The 20173-nt window shown below is 53.8% G+C and carries 17 protein-coding genes and 1 pseudogene; 6 read left to right on the top strand and 12 right to left on the bottom strand.

Translation table 11 applies throughout. From position 1 onward, the window contains the following. Nucleotides 1-196: 196 nt before the first annotated feature. Together yhbH and IM700_RS18705 are read left to right on the top strand one after the other, a co-directional pair. Nucleotides 197-1366, top strand: a complete 1170-nt coding sequence (gene yhbH / locus IM700_RS18710) for a sporulation protein YhbH (RefSeq protein WP_193418301.1) — start codon at nt 197-199, stop codon at nt 1364-1366. 8 nt (nt 1367-1374) lie between these two features. After that, nucleotides 1375-2802: a SpoVR family protein gene (locus IM700_RS18705; protein ID WP_193418375.1), complete on the top strand. Its 1428-nt coding sequence runs from the start codon at nt 1375-1377 to the stop codon at nt 2800-2802. A gap of 1 nt (nt 2803) precedes the next feature. Here the strand turns inward: IM700_RS18705 and IM700_RS18700 are convergent, their stop codons facing one another. The 3 genes from IM700_RS18700 to IM700_RS18690 all read right to left on the bottom strand — a co-directional run bounded on the left by IM700_RS18700 (nt 2804) and on the right by IM700_RS18690 (nt 6068). Further along, nucleotides 2804-3307, bottom strand: a complete 504-nt coding sequence (locus tag IM700_RS18700) for a hypothetical protein (protein WP_193418303.1) — start codon at nt 3305-3307, stop codon at nt 2804-2806. A gap of 120 nt (nt 3308-3427) precedes the next feature. Beyond that, nucleotides 3428-3754: a hypothetical protein gene (locus IM700_RS18695; protein ID WP_193418305.1), complete on the bottom strand. Its 327-nt coding sequence runs from the start codon at nt 3752-3754 to the stop codon at nt 3428-3430. 418 nt (nt 3755-4172) lie between these two features. Beyond that, entirely contained in the window at nt 4173-6068 is a 1896-nt protein-coding gene (locus IM700_RS18690) for a PrkA family serine protein kinase (protein WP_155607100.1), read from the bottom strand. Between the two features lie 229 nt (nt 6069-6297). On the opposite strand from IM700_RS18690, the gene IM700_RS18685 reads away from it, so the two are divergent. Then, complete coding sequence (locus IM700_RS18685) at nt 6298-7056, top strand: DUF2161 family putative PD-(D/E)XK-type phosphodiesterase (protein WP_155607099.1); 759 nt, start codon at nt 6298-6300, stop codon at nt 7054-7056. 65 nt (nt 7057-7121) lie between these two features. Here the strand turns inward: IM700_RS18685 and IM700_RS18680 are convergent, their stop codons facing one another. Both IM700_RS18680 and IM700_RS23460 read right to left on the bottom strand, forming a co-directional pair. After that, entirely contained in the window at nt 7122-7262 is a 141-nt protein-coding gene (locus IM700_RS18680) for a hypothetical protein (protein WP_155607098.1), read from the bottom strand. Between the two features lie 34 nt (nt 7263-7296). Next, nucleotides 7297-8673 (bottom strand): aminotransferase class I/II-fold pyridoxal phosphate-dependent enzyme, encoded by a 1377-nt coding sequence (locus IM700_RS23460; RefSeq protein ID WP_193418307.1) that lies wholly within the window; start codon nt 8671-8673, stop codon nt 7297-7299. Between the two features lie 192 nt (nt 8674-8865). Here IM700_RS23460 and IM700_RS18670 point away from each other — a divergent pair, with 192 nt between their 5' ends. Then, nucleotides 8866-9276 (top strand): hypothetical protein, encoded by a 411-nt coding sequence (locus IM700_RS18670; RefSeq protein ID WP_193418309.1) that lies wholly within the window; start codon nt 8866-8868, stop codon nt 9274-9276. Beyond that, nucleotides 9273-10340 carry a phosphodiester glycosidase family protein gene (locus IM700_RS18665; protein ID WP_193418311.1) on the top strand — a complete coding sequence of 356 codons (1068 nt, stop codon included), beginning with the start codon at nt 9273-9275 and terminating at the stop codon, nt 10338-10340. Before IM700_RS18670 ends, IM700_RS18665 begins: the two co-directional genes overlap by 4 nt. A gap of 792 nt (nt 10341-11132) precedes the next feature. Here IM700_RS18665 and IM700_RS18660 read toward each other — a convergent pair. The 6 genes and pseudogenes from IM700_RS18660 to IM700_RS18635 all read right to left on the bottom strand — a co-directional run bounded on the left by IM700_RS18660 (nt 11133) and on the right by IM700_RS18635 (nt 17308). Beyond that, entirely contained in the window at nt 11133-11378 is a 246-nt protein-coding gene (locus tag IM700_RS18660) for an AbrB/MazE/SpoVT family DNA-binding domain-containing protein (RefSeq protein ID WP_155607094.1), read from the bottom strand. Nucleotides 11379-11469: 91 nt separating this feature from the next. Then, a pseudogene (locus tag IM700_RS23520) lies at nt 11470-11634 on the bottom strand (DapH/DapD/GlmU-related protein); the annotation flags it as partial. A gap of 155 nt (nt 11635-11789) precedes the next feature. After that, nucleotides 11790-12254, bottom strand: coding sequence for a tRNA (uridine(34)/cytosine(34)/5-carboxymethylaminomethyluridine(34)-2'-O)-methyltransferase TrmL (trmL, locus tag IM700_RS18650; RefSeq protein ID WP_155607093.1), 465 nt, complete (start codon nt 12252-12254; stop codon nt 11790-11792). A 168-nt stretch (nt 12255-12422) separates the two neighbouring features. Further along, nucleotides 12423-13511, bottom strand: a complete 1089-nt coding sequence (serC, locus tag IM700_RS18645; RefSeq protein WP_155607092.1) for a 3-phosphoserine/phosphohydroxythreonine transaminase — start codon at nt 13509-13511, stop codon at nt 12423-12425. A 162-nt stretch (nt 13512-13673) separates the two neighbouring features. Beyond that, nucleotides 13674-14558, bottom strand: coding sequence for a hypothetical protein (locus IM700_RS18640; protein ID WP_193418313.1), 885 nt, complete (start codon nt 14556-14558; stop codon nt 13674-13676). A 20-nt stretch (nt 14559-14578) separates the two neighbouring features. Next, entirely contained in the window at nt 14579-17308 is a 2730-nt protein-coding gene (locus IM700_RS18635; RefSeq protein ID WP_193418315.1) for a GH36-type glycosyl hydrolase domain-containing protein, read from the bottom strand. 254 nt (nt 17309-17562) lie between these two features. Between IM700_RS18635 and IM700_RS18630 the strand changes: the two genes are divergently transcribed. After that, the gene (locus IM700_RS18630) at nt 17563-18579 is read left to right on the top strand and encodes a LacI family DNA-binding transcriptional regulator (protein WP_193418317.1); all 1017 of its coding nucleotides are present in this window, start codon (nt 17563-17565) and stop codon (nt 18577-18579) included. A gap of 71 nt (nt 18580-18650) precedes the next feature. Here IM700_RS18630 and glnA read toward each other — a convergent pair whose 3' ends face one another. Further along, the gene (glnA, locus tag IM700_RS18625) at nt 18651-20075 is read right to left on the bottom strand and encodes a type I glutamate--ammonia ligase (RefSeq protein WP_193418319.1); all 1425 of its coding nucleotides are present in this window, start codon (nt 20073-20075) and stop codon (nt 18651-18653) included. Nucleotides 20076-20173: the final 98 nt, after the last annotated feature.

The raw sequence follows: 20173 nt of genomic DNA, 5'->3' as shown, positions 1-20173 counted from the left end.
CGGCCGAAGCACATATCCCGGCTTCTTAAACCCTTCTAACTTCGATTCGGCTTAACGGGAGCCTCCGCTTTTTTCCAACTTTAATGTTTCCAAACCGGCGTAAGCTCCCTCACATATCGCCCCTCCCCGTGAATATACTTTATTTACATCCACAAATATAGCGTTCCGGGAAATCCCGATATGGAGGTGTTCATCTATGCCAACGCCTGATCGATATAACTTTGTCGTCTCCAAAGAGGATTGGTCGCTGCATCGCAAAGGGTATCAGGATCAACAGCGTCACCAGGAGAAAGTGCGGGAGGTCATCAAGCAGAATCTGCCTGACCTCGTCACCGAAGAAAATATCATTATGTCGGACGGCAAGCAGATCATTAAGGTTCCCCTCCGCAATTTGGAAGAGTACCGCTTTATCCATAACTACCAAAAACATAAGCATGTCGGCCAAGGTGACGGAAGCAGCGAAGTAGGGGATGTGCTTGGCCAGGACAGTCCCAAAGACAACGGAAAAGGCGGGAAAGGCGGCAAAGCCGGCGATCAACCTGGCTATGATTACGTGGAGGCCGAGATCAGCATCGAAGAGTTGGAGGATATGCTGTTCGAGGAGATGGAACTGCCCTACATCCAGGAGAAAGACAAAGAAGAAATGGAAACCGAATCGATTCGTTTTAACGATATCCGCAAAAAAGGCCTGATGTCCAACATCGATAAGAAACGTACCATTCTGGAGAACTTGCGCCGGAACGCAACTGCCGGCACCCCTGGCATCCACGGCATTTCGCCGGATGATCTCCGCTACAAAACGTGGGAGGAGATCATTGTTCCCCGCTCCAACGCGGTCATTCTGGCGATGATGGATACGTCGGGTTCGATGGGCGCATTCGAGAAATACTGCGCACGCAGCTTCTTCTTCTGGATGACCCGGTTTTTGCGGCGTCAGTACGAGAAGGTGGAGATCGTCTTTCTGGCGCATCATACCGAAGCGAAGGAGGTCAGCGAAGAGGAGTTTTTCACCCGGGGGGAAAGCGGCGGTACCATCTGCTCTTCGGTTTATCAAAAAGCGCTGGAGATCATCGATTCCCGTTATTCGCCGTCCAGCTACAATATCTATCCGTTCCACTTCTCCGACGGCGATAACCTGACGTCCGACAACGAGCGCTGCGTCAAGCTGATCGGTGAGCTGATGAAGCGCAGCAACCTGTTTGGGTACGGGGAGGTCAACCAATACAACCGCGGCAGCACCTTGATGTCCGCTTACCGGACGATCAAGCAGGAGAAATTCATGTATTACGTCATTAAGGAAAAAGGCGAGGTTTATAACGCGTTAAAGCGGTTTTTCCACAAGCGCGAAGGGGGTGCGGCCAGTTGAGCAGCGAAATGGAACAGCTCGAATACGCCATCGCGGAAATCATGGAAATCGCCGACTCCTTCGGGCTTGATTATTATCCGATGCGGTACGAAATTTGCCCCGCCGATATCATCTATACGTTTGGCGCCTACGGCATGCCAACCCGCTTCTCGCACTGGGGCTTCGGCAAAACATTTAACAAGATGAAGATGCAATACGATTTTGGATTAAGCAAAATCTACGAGCTCGTCATCAACTCGAACCCGTGTTACGCCTTTTTGTTGGAAGGTAATTCGCTGATCCAGAACAAACTGATCGTTGCCCACGTGCTGGCACATTGCGATTTCTTCAAAAACAACATGCGATTCTCCGCGACCAACCGGGATATGGTGGAGAGCATGTCTGCGACCGCCGAGCGAATCAGCCGATATGAATTGGCTTATGGCGCGAGTACCGTGGAAAGCTTTATCGACGCCGTGCTCGCGGTCCAGGAGCATGTAGACCCGCAGTTGATCAAGCCAATGCGGTACGACAAACGCCGACAAATGGAGGAGAAGCTTCGCCGGGCCAAGGACGGACGGTATGGGCAGGTGAAGGAGGGCGCCTACGACGATCTGTGGTCGCTGGACGAGAATCCGAGCGGACGCTCGGCGGAAGCCAAAGAAAAAGCCGTCCATTTTCCGCCCGAGCCGGAGAAAGATCTCGTTTGGTTTATACAGGAATACTCGGAAGCGCTGGAGGATTGGCAGCGGGATATCATGAGCATGCTGCGCGAAGAAATGTTGTATTTCTGGCCGCAGATGGAAACGAAGATCATGAACGAGGGCTGGGCTTCCTACTGGCATCAGCGCATTATCCGCGAACTCGACCTCACCAGCGACGAAACGGTCGAATTCGCCAAGCTGAACTCCTCGGTCGTCCAGCCGTCGCGGCAAAGCCTGAACCCGTATTACCTCGGGCTCAAGATCTTTGAGGACATCGAACGCCGCTGGGATCACCCGACCGAAGAAGAACGCCACCGCTTTGGCCGCGAGCCCGGGCAAGGCCGGGAGAAAATTTTCGAAGTGCGCGAGCTCGACTCCGACACTTCGTTCCTCCGCAGCTATTTGACCAAAGAACTCGTCCGCGACCTAGATTTGTACATTTTCGAGAAGCAAGGCCCGGAGTGGAAAATCACCGACAAAACCTGGGAGCATATCCGCGACCAGCTGGTCGCCTCCCGCGTGAACGGCGGCTCCCCGTACATCGTCGTCCAGGACGGCGACTACCTGCGCTCCGGCGAGCTGCTGCTGAAGCATCAGTATGAGGGGCTTGAGCTGGACCTGAAATACCTGGAGCACACGCTCCCCCACGTTTACAAGCTGTGGGGCCGCCCCGTACACCTGGAGACGGTGGTGGAAGAGAAGCGCGCGATGTTCTCCTATGACGGGCAGAAGCATGTGAGGAAGATGATTTGAGTTAGATCACCTTCAAGCTGAAATAGAAATCACTTTGACCTTGATCCAGGAACCATTCGCAATGGATGCGGTACAGGTAGGTACCTGTCACTTGAGGAACCTTATAAGGGTCATTGAGGGCTCCGCCTTCCGGGTCCGTCCCCGTTAGCGTGAATTCCTTGATGCCCTCTGGAGCCTCGGTATCGATCGGAGCGCCTCCCGGAACAACGGCTGCCTTTAGTTCGGGGAGGCTGGCATCCACGCTGACGCAGCTGCCTTCGCTGCTAAGGACTGGCGAGCACCAAGAGTAACTGGCCCGGGCAACCTCGATGGCGGTTCCTTGTACGGTAACGGTGGGCGAGGGTGGGGTGCCTGCGATGACCCATTTGGAATGAATGGCTTGCTGGATGTCAGATGGATCCACAGGCTCGTTCTGCCGTAAGCCAACCGAATAACCCGCCCAGAAGGTACACGCTACTATCGCAAGTGCAACTACGGTTAACATGAGTTTGTTACCCTTTTCCATGGAATCCTCCCGCATTTGTTTCTTATAATAACGTTGCCGATGAGTTGGATGTTTCAATACAAAAGTAGAGCCGCCTCGATCCTATCGATCAGGCGGCTCTTGTTCTGCATGCGGAACCCGTCAGGACAGCAAGGCGATGACCAGCAGCTCGTAAAGCACCAGCGTCAAAATCAACTCGTCGCTTGGACTAGGGCCCCAAAAAGGTGCGCCAAAGGCCCGCTGGCCCCCGTGCCGTGGAACGGCCAATTGCAACATCCCGCCTTGGCAGCTGACGATCCGGCCGACATGCACATGACCGTCCATCGTCTCAATACGGACTCTTTGATTGACATGCTGCCGGCAGATGCCTTGCACCCGGTCTCGGATCGACCGTAAATGCTGAGTGGATTGCGGGTCCGCCTGGTAAACGATGCGTTGTTGAGGGTGCCCCCATGGTTGAACACTCATTCGTTATTCGCCTCCAAGGTTTCAAGTTCAAGTTATCGTATGCGGATACCTAGAGGGCGGTGAGGCGGGACGATAGTGAATTCAAAATTCAGAATTTGGAATATGGGCAAGGGATCCATTCCTCCCCAATGCCGGAGAATTAACTGTAAAACCTACTGTTAATTTAGGTAGTTCAACGTTTGACGGACGATTAACTGTAAAAAGTGACGTTAATTCCGGCGGTTTCACGGGTTTAGCGGGAATTACGCGAAATTAGAGGTGCTTTTTCCAGTTAATTTACTGAAACGGTGAACCCAGCTCCAAATTAACGGTAGAAAATCCAGTTAAACTCGACACGTCGGTTGGAGACGCGCTGGGCATAGTAAATAACGCAAAAAAAGGGGAGGGTTCCCCCCTCCACCTTAACCTTTTCAACTTATTACCGGTTTAACAAACTGCCCACATATCGCAGCAGCTCGTTGGCGCAAACCGGGCAGTAGCCATGCTCGTCGATCAGCCGCTTGCTGACCTCGTTGATGCGTTTAAGTTGGTTTTCGTCCGGCGTTTTGGTCGAGGTCGTGATCTTCACGATGTCCTTGAGATCGGCGAACAGCTTCTTCTCGATCGCCTCCCGCAGCCGGTCGTGGTGATTATATTCGAATTTCCGCCCTTTGCGCGAGTACGCGGAGATGCGGATCAGGATTTCCTCTCTGAACGCCTTTTTGGCGTTTTCCGAGATGCCGATTTGCTCTTCGATCGAGCGCATCAGCCGCTCGTCGGGATCCATCTCCTCATCGGTGAGCGGATCGCGGATTTTCGTCCAGTTGCAGAACGCCTCGATATTGTCGAGGTAGTTCTCGAACAAGGTGCGCGCCGATTCCTCGAACGAGTAAACGAACGCTTTTTGCACTTCTTTTTTGGCGAGCTCATCATATTCCTTACGGGCAATGCTGATAAAGTTCAGGTAGCGCTCGCGTTCTTCCTTCGTGATCGAAGCATGCTGGTCCAGGCCGTCCTTAATGGCCCGCAAAATATCCAAGGCGCCCATGCAATGCAAATCCTGCTTGATTAGCGCGCTGGAAATCCGGTTGATGACATACCGCGGATCGACGCCGGACATGCCCTCCTCCAGGTACTCGTTTTGCAGCTCCTTCAAATCGGCGTCTTTGTAGCCCTCGACCTCTTCGCCGTCGTAGAGGCGCATTTTTTTCACCAGATCGACGCCTTGCTTCTTCGTCTCCTTCAACCGGGTCAAGATGGAGAAGATCGCTGCCGCCCTCAGGGCATGCGGGGCAATATGGATGTGACTCATATCGCTTTGGCCGATCAGCTTGGCGTAAATTTTCTCCTCTTGCGACACCTTGAGGTTATAGGGAATCGGCATGACGATCATCCGCGACTGCAACGCTTCGTTTTTCTTATTCGCGATAAAAGATTTATACTCCGCTTCGTTGGTATGCGCGATGATCAGCTCATCCGCCGAGATCAACGCGAACCGCCCCGCCTTGAAATTCCCCTCCTGCGTCAGAGACAGCAGGTTCCACAGAAACTTCTCATCGCATTTCAACATTTCCTGGAACTCCATCAGACCACGGTTGGCTTTGTTCAGCTCGCCGTCAAAGCGGTACGCCCTTGGATCGGATTCCGACCCGTATTCCGTGATCGTGGAAAAATCGATGCTGCCGGTTAAATCGGCGATATCCTGCGACTTCGGATCCGACGGGCTGAATGTGCCGATCCCAATGCGGTCGTCTTCGGACAAGAGCACCCGCTCGACCTTGACGTTCTCGATGTCGCCGCCGTATTCCGTCTTCAGCCTCATTTGGCAAATCGGGCATAAATTGCCTTCGATCCGGACACCCAGCGTTCGTTCCACGTCCGGACGGAGCTCATGCGGAACCAGGTGAAGTGGGTCCTCATGCATCGGGCAACCCGCGATCGCGTACACCGCCCCTTTATCGGTCCGAGAAAACTTCTCGAGTCCGCGCTTCAGCAGCGTAACCAGCGTCGATTTGCCCCCGCTCACCGGTCCCATCAGCAGCAAGATCCGCTTGCGCACGTCGAGCCGGCGGGCGGCGGAGTGAAAGTACTCCTCGACCAGCTTTTCGACGGCCCGATCGAGCCCGAAGATTTCTTGTTCAAAAAATTTATACCTTTTCCTGCCATCATCCTCTTCTATGCCATAGGACTTAATCATTTCATAAACCCGGGCATGGGCGGTCATCGCCGGCGAAGGGTCTTTGGCCAACAGTTCGACATAATCTTTAAATGTGCCGCTCCACGACAAGGAGTCGCTTTCCGCCCGGTAAGCCGCTAAACGCTCAAAAATGTCCATGTTAGGTACCTCCTGTACTCCCGCTTTGGGGGTTCTCCCGCGTCCCCGATCTTTAGAACTTGCCTGACCAGTGTATGGAGCTTCCACGATAAAAAGTGTATTACATACCTATGCGCGTGAATGGGAGAAGTTGACCTTTTTTCCGACGAAAATATTCGGATGGAAAAAGTATGAATTGAGGTTTGTGATATACTTTTTACATGATCATGGGAAGGAAAAGGGGATCGTCATGGCGGTACAGCATGAGACGGAATTGTACGCTCCGCTGAAGGCTTTTTTTGAGGAGCGCGGATATGTGATCAAGAGCGAGGTGCGGCATTGCGACCTGGTTGGCGTTCGGCCGGGCAGCGATGAACCGCTGATCGTGGAAATGAAAAAGACGTTTAATCTTCCCCTGCTGTTGCAGGGTTTGGAACGCCAGCGCCTCAGCCCCGAGGTGTATTTGGCTGTAGAACGCAATCGCGCCAAAAAAGGGGCGCACAACCAGCGTTGGAGCGAAATCACGCTGCTTTGCCGCCGGCTGGGGCTGGGACTGATCGCGGTTACTCGGTATAAAACAAAACCCGCTTTCGTGGAGATCCTGTGTGCGCCGGGGAACGAGGCCTTGTACACGCCGGGGCCGAAAGTGGTCAAACGCCGGGCGGAGAAGCTGCTGCATGAGTTCCACGAACGAAGCGGCGACTACAACGTTGGCGGCAGCACCGGCACCAAGCTGGTGACGGCCTACCGCGAACGGGCGCTGCGCATCGCGCTCGCCATCGAGGAGGGCGGCGGCGAGATGTCGCCGAAGGACGCGCGTGACCGCAGCGGCGTCGGCACGGCCGCCGCGATCCTGCAGCGCGATTACTACGGCTGGTTCCGCCGCGTCGTCCGCGGGCGCTACGCGCTAACGCCGGCCGGCGCAGAGGGGCTGCGTCAGTACGCCCACGTCGTTGACGGGTGGCGGAGGGTAGCAGCGACCGCGGAGCGGGAAGGGGAGCGCCTCTAGGAACTGGCGGGATGAGGGCGGTGCGCTGGTCTATCCTAGAGCCATGGAATTAATCCTTGGCCCGCTCAGCTCTGATCTTTATCCCGTTGATCTTTAGGTTCCGGGATTTGATTCAGACCTCTCATGAATAACAGATACACATAGACGGCCAGACCCAGGCCTGCCATAAACAGAACGAATTTCCCTATTGCCCATAACGTCGCCATCGTTCTACCTCCCTTATTGCGATTCGGGCAGCCTTCATTCGTCCGCGGAGCGCGCCGTGAACTCGGCGAGGGCGGCGGTGAGACGCGCCAGCCCCTCGCGAAGCCGCGCCGGTTCGTGCGCGGCGACGGTGAGCCGGATGAAGTGATCATCCGGCTCTTTGGCATAGCACAGCGTCCCCGGCAGGAACGCTGTGTCTTCCAGCAGCGAAGCGCGCAGCAGCGCTTCGCTGGAGACCCCGGCGGGCAGGCGCAGCCAGAGGTACAGCCCGCCGCCGGGGTCTTCTACGCAGGCGCCGCGCCAAGCGGGCGCCTGCAGCAGCTCCAGCGCGAGCGCGCGCCGCGCGGCATACGCCGCCGCAGCCTCGGCGACGGCGGCGCTCCCGCGCCCCGGCGGCTGGGCGAGCCAGGCGTGGAGCCGCCCGGCTCGCTCGGCCACGGCCGCCCCCGCGGCGCTGGAGCTGCCCGGCGATGGAACGCGGCGCAGCCGTTCCATCGTTTTCGCATCGCCGCGCAGCCAGGCCAGCGGCAGCTGCGGCGTCAGCGTCCGTTCCAGAGAGCCGAGGCTGACGATCTCGGCTCCCCATAGGCCCGCTTGCTGGCGCAGCACATCCAGCGACGTCGTGTCCCCTTGTCCCCCGTTTTCTTTCAGATCCTTGGATAGGTCCTCTACTTCTGTTCCCGCCATCTCCTTAGCCGTACCTTCACACTCTGTCCCCGCCGTCTGCTCCAGTAAATCCTTGCTTCCCTTCTCTTCCCTATCGGTTACCAGATCTCCCACTTCGGCGAACGGCACCAAGCTCGCCGTATCATCCATAACGATCGGCAGGCCCAGCCGCTCGCTGAGCTCCAGCAGTGCCAGCTTGCGCTGCCGGCTCCACACCCGGCCGGACGGGTTCGAGTAATGCGGCGTTACATACGCCATAGCCGGGCGCCCCCCGGCCGCCTCGCATTTCCGCCGCAGGTCGTCCGGCAGCATGCCATCCCGGTCGCAGTCCACCGGGACCGCCCGGATGCCGCGGCGGCGCATCAGCTCCAGCGCCTCCGGTGCAGCCGGCGTCTCAACGAGCACCGTGCCGCCGCCGGGAACCAACGCCCGCAGCAGCAGGTCAAGCGCCCCATCGGCGCTTTCGGCCAGTATCCATTGCTGCGGTTCCTTGCTAATGCCTTCGGCTTCTTCGTATGCCGAAGCCAACCAATCCAGCAGAGTGCGAATCCCCCTGCGCTCCGCCGGCTCCCCCTCTTGCCCATTGTTGTCCACGCTATATTCCCGATCCAGGCGTGCTCCGACTCCGTTCCCATGCGGCCCAGCCAGCGAAATCAGGTTCCCTTCCCGCAACCGATCTTCGATTTCCCGGGCGAAAGCCGGCGGCAGTCGGCGCTTCAACATATCCAGACCCGTATCCACAAGCACACCCCGCTTTCATCTTGTATAAGCGATTGTACCTCAGGACAAATTTCCCAGACAATGGGGACCTAACTGCGCGTCATGCCTGATTTTGACGAATCATTGGCAAATCTATCATTTTTGCGAACCTAGTGTCGTCATGATAGAATGAAAACTGCATCATGACAACTTTTAATATTACTTATGAGGTGATTTACCATGTCTTACTCTACGGAACCTGCAACCGTCACCGAAACGAGTCGCAGCAGGAAGTCACGGCGGCCTTCCGTAGCCATGATCTTGTTGATTTGGGTCCTATTGATCGGCGCCGGGGTTACCGCGGCCTACATGTATAGCAATCATTTGAAGCAATCGATGATCGACCAGTTGGACATCAAATGGCAAAGTGAAGCCGAACAAATGAAGGCGGATTATACAGCTCAGCTAACGGCTTTGTCCGGCGAGGTGAAGGATTTGCAAAGCAAGGTGGAAGCGTTCAACGAATTGCTTGAATTCACGAAAGACAACAGCAGCGAAAAAACGGATAACAGCAACAAATTGTATTCGCAATTGAGCGAGGTCAAGCAGCAGCTAGCCGCGCTTCAGAAAAAAATGGACCTGCTCAAATGATTACGCCGGTCAAACAAATCAACCGTTTTTTTCTGCTGACTACCGGCCCGTTGATCGGAATGCTGATTGCACTCTTCATCAGCGGAGCCGCCATCGAATGGAACCGAGCTCCCCATCCCATCACGCATGACGCTGAAGTTTTCCAAACCACGGCTTCGATTTTGGAAGGATTAACCAAGGCGGAGAAAGATGCCAAAACGACGATCTCCTCCATCCGCCAAACGGCCGAACTTTACCAGAAAACAACCCAAACGATGAGCACCATCGTCAAAACGGCAAAAACGACGGCAACTCGTCCTGAATCCATTTATAACCGACGTATTACGTCCAAGTTAGGTTCCCCCTTTGAGACCATTCAAAGTGACATGATTCGCATCGAATTGTACAAGGTTAACCCTGGCACTTATCGAGGGTATGCGATGAAGATCCGACTCAAGTCGCCGGACGCCATGAAAATGACGTTAGGGAAGGACCGTGTGGGTGGGGCGGAGACGACGAAGCAAGCCGTGCAGCGACATGGCGCGGTCGCTGGTATTAATGCCGGTGGATTTGCAGATTCCCGCGGGGAACGCTACCCTTTGAGCACCACGATCATGAACGGTCAGTACGTTAACGGCTTCGAGCCGACATATAAGGATTTGTTTTTTGTTGGAATGAATCGGTCGGGCCAACTGGTCGGCGGCAAGTTTCAGAGCAAGGCGAGCCTCGACAAGCTGCAGCCCAAGTTCGGCGCCTCCTTCGTGCCGATCCTGCTGCAGAACGGTGTGAAACTCCCGATCCCCCAAAAATGGAAGACGTCCCCGCTGCGCGCACCGCGTACGGTGATCGGGAATTACAAGGATGATCAGTTGCTTGTGCTAGTTGTCGACGGCGATAACGAAAAGGGACGTTCCGGTGCTACACTGGAAGAATTGCAGAACAAGCTGTGGAAGATGGGGGTACAGGATGCCTATAATTTGGACGGGGGTGGCTCTTCTACCCTGGTCGTCAATGGCCGAGTGATCAATAAACCATCTGATGGCGCACTTCGCCCAGTGCCCACTCATTTCTTGTTTTTCAAATAAGCATTGCGCCTCCACGCGATCGATTTGTCTATGAAATATTTCACATTTTGGATTTATTTTTGGGCCATCGCCGGGTATAATAGGATAAGGAGTACAACGTGGAGGTGTTCGGCTTTGTCATTCTCTTTAACGTTCTGGATTATTACTATCGTTTTGGCTATGTTTTTGTGCGGGATTTTGACTGCAGCCTATAACGAAGATAAAACCAAAGGCCTTTAATAGGTTAGTCAAAAAGGCGGCTTCCCATCACGAAGTAGTTCAATGTAGAAGGCTCGGCGTCGAATCTTAGGATTCAGCCGGGCCTTCCGTTGCTCTCGTAGCCCCTAGCTACGCTCCGCTACTCCGTCCCTAAGCTAACGGACACCAGAGATGCTATTACACGCATTCTGGGATCCGCCAAACTCGAACGGACCCAGGAGACCTTATTTCGCACAAAAAGGGCTCAAACGCCGCTCGAAGGTGCCGATAAGGTCTCTGGAGTCCGTTACAGCGGGAAATAACCGGGAAATCGGCAAATAAGGTCGCTACGGTCCGTTAGCGCTGACTGCGGCTCTGCTGCATTCTTCAACCTCGAGGCCCTCAACAAAGACGTTCTGCCACAGTCGGTGGCATCTTCCACTAGAATCATTCTGCGACGCATCGGCCGACTAACCATCATCCTCCCCTGCGCTTAGCGCATGCGTCAGACAGAAATCGACGCAATCCGACAAAATAAATAAGCTTCCCGCGAGGGAAGCCTATTTATTGTTGTGCTCTGGTGCTGCTAAACGTATCAAACGTCCTGAAATGGATCTAGGACAGTTGGCTCATTTCGACCAGGCATTGATTGCAAATGGAACGCTCTTTGAAATCGCTCACGCCTTCCATCGATCCGCAGAAAACACATTTCGGCCGGTAACGCTCCAAAATGATGTGATCGCCTTGCACCAAAATCTCGACGGGATCTCCCTCGTTCATTTGATATCTCTTGCGAAGCGACTTGGGTAACACGATTCTCCCGAGTTGATCCACTTTACGGACCACACCAGCAGGTTTCATAAAATTGTACACCTCTCCTGAAAAATAGTTATGTAAAAATAGAACCAAATACCTAATCTATTATATTTCGCTATTTTTTTCAGGATTCCTGCTACATTTCCACGTTTTTAATTATTTTCGCAGGATTGCCCCCAACAACGGCTCCATTGGGCACATCTTTCGTCACGACCGCACCCGCGGAAATTACCGCGTTATCACCGATGGTTACCCCGGGAACGATCACAGCCCGACCGCCAATCCATACGTTGTTACCGATGTTCACCGGTTTGCCATATTCGGCCCCGGAGTTGCGTTCAGCCGGATCCAGCGGATGGGTTGCGGTATAAATGTGTACCCTTGGCGCCATAAAGCAATATTCCCCGATCCGCACCTCGCACACGTCCAAGGTCCTCTCTCTTTCGTCACTAAAACTTACTGCATCCCCGGAAAATCAAGCTGCCGCAGTGCCTCGTACACAATGATAGCCGCAGAGTTCGACAAATTGAGCGATCGGACCTTGTCGGTCATCGGCATGCGCATGACCGTTTCGGGATGGGCGGCCAAAATTTCAGGTGCCAAGCCTTTGGTTTCTTTACCAAACACGAAGAAATCTCCGTCCTGGAACTGAAAATCCGTATAACGCTTGTCCGCCTTTGTTGTAGCAAAGAAGAACCGGCTACCCGCATACTTCTCCTCTACTTCCTGAAATGAATCGTGGTATTCGATATGCACCGCATACCAATAATCCAAACCAGCCCGCTTCATCGTAGCGTCGTCTGTCCGAAAACCAAGCGGACGCACCAGGTGCAGATGGATGCCCGTCGCTGCGCAGGTTCTGGCGATATTTCCCGTATTGGCCGGAATTTCCGGCTCCACCAGCACAATATGTAAGGCCATGATGATCGAACTCCTCGTCCTAAATAATAAAATCGGCCCATCAGAGACCGTACTTGTTCCATTATAGCAAATTTTGTCCGCAAAAAACCTCCAACCCTCACCTAGCAACAGGCGGGTTTGGAGGTTGCGGCGTAACGGAGCGTTCCGAGGGAAGCCCTGCTATACACTTTATCCGTGCGTTTTTTGAAATTGATTCATGAAATCGACAAGCGCTTGAATATTCGCCTTCGGTACCGCGTTGTAAATCGATGCGCGCAGGCCGCCAACGCTGCGATGGCCTTTGAGCCCAACGAAGCCTTCCTTCTCGGATTCCTTCACGAACAGTTTCTCCAGCTCCTCGCTCGCGAGACGGAAAGTGACGTTCATCGTCGAACGGCTTTCTGGACGTACGCAACCCCGGTAGAATCCGCCGCTTCCATCAATCGCTTGATACAGCACATCAGCTTTATCTTGGTTCTTCTTCTCGATGCCTTCAAGCGCCCCTTGCTCTTCGATCCATTTCAGCACTTCATTCACCATATAAATCGAGAAGGATGGCGGAGTATTGTACAGCGAGTTGTTCTCGGCATGCGTATCGTACCGGAACATCGTCGGCAGATGTTTCGGCGACTCGCGCAGCAGCTCCTCGCGGGCGATCACCACGGTTACCCCCGATGGTCCCAGATTCTTCTGTGCGCCGGCATAAACCATTCCGAACTGGGTCAAATCAAACGGACGGCACAAAATATCGCTGGACATATCCGCGATCAGCGGAATGCTGCCGGTGTCCGGGAAATCGCGGAACTGCGTGCCTTCTATCGTTTCATTCGAGGTTACATGCAGATAAGCGGTGTTATCCGGCAGACGTAGGCTGCTGACGTCCGGGAGCGACATGTACTTGTCTTCTTCCGAGGAGGCCGCTACGAATGTTTCACCGATGAGTTTAGCTTCTTTTAACGCTTTCGTAGCCCAACTGCCCGATTTCACGTATCCAGCCGTCTTGCCTTCCGTAAGCAGGTTCATCGGCAGCATGGCAAATTGAGTGGAAGCCCCGCCCTGCAGGAACAACACCTGATAACCGGATGGAGTGCCGAACAGCTTCAGCAGCCGGCTGGCCGCTTCATTATGGACCGCTTCATAAACGGCGCCCCGATGAGACATCTCCATAATCGACATGCCTGTCCCGTGAAAATCAACAAACTCCGCCTGCGCCCGTTCCAGGACCTCCAGCGGCAACGCGGCTGGGCCCGCGTTAAAGTTATAAGCTCTGTTACTCATTTCTCCCCATCCCTTCCCTTTACAATCCATGTCTGGTTTCGAATATAATTAACGATTATCATAGCAACTATTCGATCTCCCAGCAAGCCGTTATTTCGCAAAAATTCACTATTTTGCAGAATTGACACATTAACGCTTCATTAAGGGAAAGGAGTAATGGGTTTATTCAATGCTAAATTCATAGATCCGTGTCCAGCTTTGTCGTTCTCCCGGCGCCACATGAACCGCGAAGAACATTTCCGGGGAAATGACATGTCCGTGTCCCCAAACGGCAGCCGAGCTTAACGGAAGCTTGCTCAACTCGCGTACTATCAGGCCACTGGGATGGTGCGTCAATTCCCACAACCACGGAACCGCACGTCCGTCAAAATGGTCCATCCGGAAATAAAAATCCTTCTCCGGACGCCGCTCCCAGGTTACGTGATCCCCTTTAAACTCTATGCCCTCTAGCGTCTCTGGTTCGTCGCTCCAAATTTCCGGAACAAACGGCAGCTTCAGCACGTAATCCGGCCCAACCGCATATCCATCGATACCTAAAAAGTTATGACTGTATTCGTCAGTCAAAATCGCTCGGTTTCCAGTGTTCTCCACTGTATAGGTGACAAACAACTGGTTACCCGAAATTTCAATATTCTTGAGCATGCGCACGGCATATCCCCGGCATTCTGCCGGTTGGGTCGTAAAGCAGATCTGCTGCGCACTCTTTTGCTCTATTTCCGTCTCAAACTGTCTACAGGCATATTCCCGGTAGAACCGGTATTCCGCTTCGTCCGGTCGGGTCAGCAAACCCACGCCCAGCTTGGGAAAAAGCTCGCCTACACGGGCATCCTCATACCCGATTGCTTCTTTAATGCCAAATTCGCTGCACAACCCGATCCCGCCTGTACCTGTACCCGGCGTCAGGCTTTCCGGCACGCAGAACTGGTGCCGTCCGTTCAGCTCGATACCGGTAATAATTCCGGACCCGTCGAACCGGGTCCCGCGGTACGCTTCGCCGAGTTCGGCAATTTTCACGCTCAATCGGTCGTTTTGTAAATGATAAGCCATCGACAATTCCTTCCTATCCGTTACGCTTTCAGCGTAATTTCTATGCGGTGAACGACTCCTTCCGGCAGTGTCTCGATCGCCTGACGCGGAATGAGGCAGACCTCACGATGAGAGGGGCAATCCAGCGCCTTGTCGTTTAAGGCAACTTCTCCGATTCGATACTGTCCATATTCGGTATGCTGCAGGTTTCGGTAAACGATCTGCAGCTTCCGCCCGGCGAAACTGGTGATCACGGAAGCTTCTCCTTCCGCATCGAATTGCTCCAAAGTCAACTTCGGCTCCAGACGCAGATCACCGTAATCGCCTTTCACCCCGTATACTTCTGTCAACAAAGTCAACAGCAGCCAGCTAGCCGATCCCGTTAAATAAGTATACATGCCGCGGCCCCGTTCGTTAATATATTCCGGAACCCCTGGATACATCCGGCTCCGTTCGAAATCGGCGGACAAGCGGTAGACGGAATCCAGCACCTGCTTGCCGGCCTGAACAAATCCGCGTTTATACAGCGCGTTGGCGTACATCACGGTCATGTGACTGAACATCGCCCCGTTTTCTTTATGGCCGAAGGCAAATCCGAACGCCCGCCCCAGGTTTTGTTGGATCTCGCCAAACCGTGAGTTCAGGCGGTAACCGATTTGCTCATCCTTGAGGTACCGATCAACCGCAGCCGTGATTTTTCCGACTTGCTCCTCCGTCGCAATGCCGCCCATGATCGTAAACACTTGACCGGTTAACGTCATGCGTACTCCGTTTGGATGATCCCCTTCCACCCGCACGGCATCGTTGTTGTAATATCCGTTAAACCACTCGAACCCTTCCTCGCTGCGAATCCATTCCTGCTTCCGCAAATGTCCAAACGCCCAATCCGCTTTCCGCCGAAGGTCCTCGGACACCTGTTGAACGTTTAACTTCCGCTTCTGCCCGCTGACGGCCGGGACAACAGAATCGAAGTAACGGTCCAGCAGCTCCTGTTTAGCAGGGATACTCTCATAGTCGACTGGCGTTTCTAGGCTATCCAACAAAACGGCGATTTCTTCGGCGATCTCAATCGTGTCCGTTCCGCCTGGCGCATGTTCCAATCGGGCGATCAACTCGGAAAGTTCTCGCAAATTGCTGGCGTAGAACGCCGTAAAGGCGACGCTCTCCCCATGCGCCGGCGCCAAATCAAGGCCGTCGTTCCAGTCCGCACCTTCCAGCTTAATATTGCCGTGTTCCCCAACGTTAAAGAACGGCACGATATTTTGGAGGAGGATATGCTCTAAAATGGTCCCTTCGTAAATGCGTCCGTCGTTCGAGCGCAATTTGTTTCCCTGATCCGGTGTCCAAGCGAGATCGCGCTCCCGGCATCGTTTGGTGAAAACGTCGCGGAAATACGTCTGCGGTTTCAGCAAGAATCTCAGATCCCCGCTTTGATGGATGTATAACAGCGTTGTCAACAGCGGCCAGGCACCATGATCCATCCATACCCGTGGAATATTGTTGCGGTCGGCGATAAATTCACCCGGCTTTGCACCGATAATTGTCGCGTTGCTGCCGTCGATCCGAACACCGGCATAGTTATTGTAGAGTAAATGGCCAACTTCGTCCGGCTCCATAACCAGCAATGCCAAACAGTCTTGCCACAAATCTCGCCAGCCCCGTCCGCCGCGTCCATAGTCGTGATACGGGAGGAAAGAATTCCCGTACATGCGTCTCAAAATGGGCTGGAGCGTGACCCATTTCATCCAGAGATCCTGTTGTTCGTCTCCGGATTGGAAGGAGAGCGTATCCAGCTTACCCAACCAATAGGATTGGTTTTGCTCCAGCAACTCGTTGAATCGCTGCTCTGACAAATACTCTGCGGCAACACGCTTGGTATCCATACGGTCGTCGGCGATGATCATGGCTACAATATAGGACACCGATGCTCCCGGCGCCAGCCGGACCGTGTCGAACCGCAACGCGCCAACCGCCTCGTATCCCTCTGCAACAGCCCCCGCTTCGACGTCCGGGCGGCGATTGGCGACCACGGCCTGCGGCCAGTCCAAGGCCCCGCCTTCGCCGATGAAATCCTCGGTTACCGGGAAGAAGCCGACTGGGGCTTTACCGTCCTGCGCCGCACCAAAAACGCCGTAAGTTGTTTGGTTGACACGATGCCCGCGCTCATCGAAAGACAGCGACGGTTGAACCTCAACGCCGTGGACGGAGGTATAAATCCGGTGAAGCAAGGACGTGACATGCCGGTGATCCCGCAGGTCGTCCGCCGAACGCGCATACAGCGGAATCGCGGCAGTTGGCGTGAACATGAGTTCCGTGTTACCTGTATTGGTCAGCCGAACCTTCATCAGTTCGATTTTGTCATCCGTCACGGGTACGAAGCTGGTCGTTTCTGCCCGCAGGTTCAGAAGGTTATTCTCCCGGGTCAACTTATGCCACAAGAACCCTGCCTCCAACGAGGAATGCTCGTTCTTCTCCGAAAACAACGCGGCGTTTTGCCGCGCCGAGTTTCCGGTCGCGGACCAAGCCCCGTACCCTTCGAGGTAGACCCAAAAATTCCGCGCCGCTTTGGAGTTATGCAGGCTCTCCACCGAGATCGGCTCCAGCAGAAACGAATTATGCCCCGTTGTCGATTGCCCATGCAGGGTTGGGGACACCGAGGACATCATTCCGGCTTCGTTCACCAAAGGAAAATACAAATAACTGCTCAACTCGGGCTGTTCAAGCCGAAACACGCCCTCTTTCCCCTGAAATTTCCAACCACTTGTCGCCATAAAGCTACTTCCTTTCCATATTGTATTGGCATATTCCGAAAATTTTCGGCCACTCAAACCATTATTGTGATAAAAACCAATTCCAGGACAAATACCCGAAACCGGTTTCGGTAACTCCATTATCCTTGCTATCCTTCAGTTTGTAAAGGGTTTCAACTCTTGATTTCCGATGAGTTATTGACGATGACGTGAAAGATCGGTATGCTAGGTTCACGAAAATATTTTCGCTAGAGAGAAACGGAAGGCTGAAGTGTATGAATATGAAACAGATTGCAGAATTAGCCGGCGTATCGGTGGCTACCGTGTCCAAGATCGTCCACAATTACAGCGATATTTCAGAGGAAACTCGAGCCAAGGTGCTTGAGGTCATGCGGCAAACCGGATATGTTCCCGCCCACACGGCAAAGACACTGGCGCAGAAGCAAACCCCGATCATCGGAATCGTCTTCGCCGGGAGACGGCATGCGGATTTTGCCCATCCTTTTTTTGCGGAGGTATTAAACGCATTTCAGAAGCAGGTGGGGTTGTTCGGCTACGACTTGCTGTTTCTTAACCCCGATCATAAGAGCAGCGGAAACGCCGATTATTTAACGCGTTGCCGACAGTATCGGACGGCTGGATGTTTTATCGTCAGCGGGCAAGAGGTGGGTACCGAGATCCGTGCGCTGGATCAGAGCGAAATTCCTTGCATCGGCATCGACATCCCGTTGCACGGGCGAAGCTCTGGCTATCTCATGTCCGATCATGCCAACATGTCGGCAAAAGCGGTGGAGCATTTCTATCTGCTGGGTTATCGGGAGCTTGGGTACATCGGCAGCACGGTCGAGTCCGATATCTCCAGGGAGCGGGAGCAGGGATATCGAAATGCCCTGGAGAGCTACGGACTCCCCCTCCGTGAGGAATGGTTCGCAGGCGGCGACAGCTTCTATGAAGCCAGCGGTTACGAGGCCATGACCCGCATGATCCAGGCCGGCTCATTGCCTAAGGCGATTTTTGCTGCCTCGGATTTGCTGGCCATCGGCGCTTTGCGAGCGCTGAGAGAACACGGGCTGCGTGTTCCTGAGGAGGTTGCCTTAATCGGCTGCGATGATATTGAAGCCTGCCGTTACGTAAGTCCTTCCCTTACGACCATTCGTCAAAACAAGGAGAAGTTAGGTCGTCTAGCTGCTTCTTTGCTCTTCGATCTGATTCACAACCAGTCGGTAGCCAGCTCCGTCGTCGTTGAGCCTGAGCTGGTTGTGCGGGATTCATGCGGAAGCAGGAGCGCTTAAGTAGATTGTGAAATCAAAAAAAACTCCCCATCCGTTGGATGGGGAGTTTGTCGTATGATAGCTAATTCAGCTTACAGATCGTAATAAAGGCCAAATTCGTAAGGATGTACTCGCACGGCGACAGCTCTCGCTTCGGCGCGCTTCAACTCTACAAAGTTGTCGATGAACGCCTTCGTGAATACACCGCCTTGGGTCAGGAACTCATAATCGTTTTCCAAAGCGCTTAGCGCTTCGTCCAAGGAACCCGGAACACTGCGAATCGTCGCTTTCTCTTCATCGGACAATTCATAGATGTTCTTGTCGAACGGTCCGTAACCCAGTTTGACCGGATCGATTTTGTTCTTGATGCCGTCAAGGCCTGCCATCAGCATGGCGGAGAAGGCCAGGTACGGGTTCGCCGTGGAGTCCGGGGTACGGAACTCAATGCGGCAGCCCTTTGGTGTTACCGCGGCTACCGGGATCCGGACGGCAGCTGAGCGATTCCCCTTCGAGTAAACCAGGTTTACCGGAGCCTCGAAGCCAGGAACCAAGCGTTTAAACGAGTTCGTGCTTGGATTCGTAAACGCAATGATCGCTGGAGCGTGGTACAGGATGCCGCCGATATAGTTCAAGGCGATTTCGCTCAGGTTTGCGTAAGCCCCTTTGTCGTAGAACAGCGGAGTGTCGCCGTTGAAGATGGATTGATGCACGTGCATCCCGCTACCGTTGTCGCCAAACAGGGGTTTCGGCATAAACGTTGCCGTTTTCCCGAACTGAGCGGCGGTGTTGTGCACGATATACTTGTAAACCATCAGGTTATCCGCAGTTTTCAACAGCGTGTCGAAACGGAAGTTGATTTCCGCTTGACCGGAAGTCGCTACTTCGTGGTGATGACGCTCCACGCGGATGCCGGCTTCTTCAAGCAAACGGCACATTTCGCTCCGGATATCCTGTTGCTTGTCGGTTGGCGCTACCGGTACGTAGCCGCCTTTGACCGGCACTTTATAACCCAGGTTGCCGCCTTCTTCCGAACGCCCCGTATTCCATGCCGCTTCCTCGGAATCTACCGAGTAGTACGTTTTGTTCATGCCACTTTCAAAGCGGACATCGTCGAAAATAAAGAACTCGGATTCCGGGGCAAAGAATGCCGCCGTGCCCACACCGCTTTGCTTCAGGTATTCTTCTGCACGCACTGCAATGCTGCGTGGATCACGCTCATATCGGTCGCCATCCGGCGTATAAATGTCGCAAAATACGTTCAACGTCGGATGCGCGGTAAACGGATCGACGAATACGGAACCATGGTCCGGCATCATGACCATGTCGGATTCTTCAATGCCGCGGAACCCGGGGATCGAAGATCCGTCGAAAGCTACGCCGTTCACGAAAGTTTCCTCATTCACTTCTTTAGCCGGAAGGGTAATATGATGTGCCCGTCCCGATAGATCAACAAAACGGAAGTCTACCCACTCAATTTGCTTTTCCTTGATTGTTTTTAAAACGATCTCTGCTGACATACTCTTTCCTCCCCAAATCACGAACATTAAATCTTATTTTTGCGATTAACGTTCATCCTTTAGTATGATTATGTCGTCATTATAGGACTGTGGGGGCG

Source organism: Paenibacillus rhizolycopersici (assembly GCF_014947195.2).
In the GTDB taxonomy this organism is placed as follows: Bacteria; Bacillota; Bacilli; order Paenibacillales; family Paenibacillaceae; genus Fontibacillus; species Fontibacillus rhizolycopersici.
The sequence above is the reverse complement of the archived record's forward strand: the minus strand, read 5'-3'. Positions and strand labels throughout refer to the sequence as shown.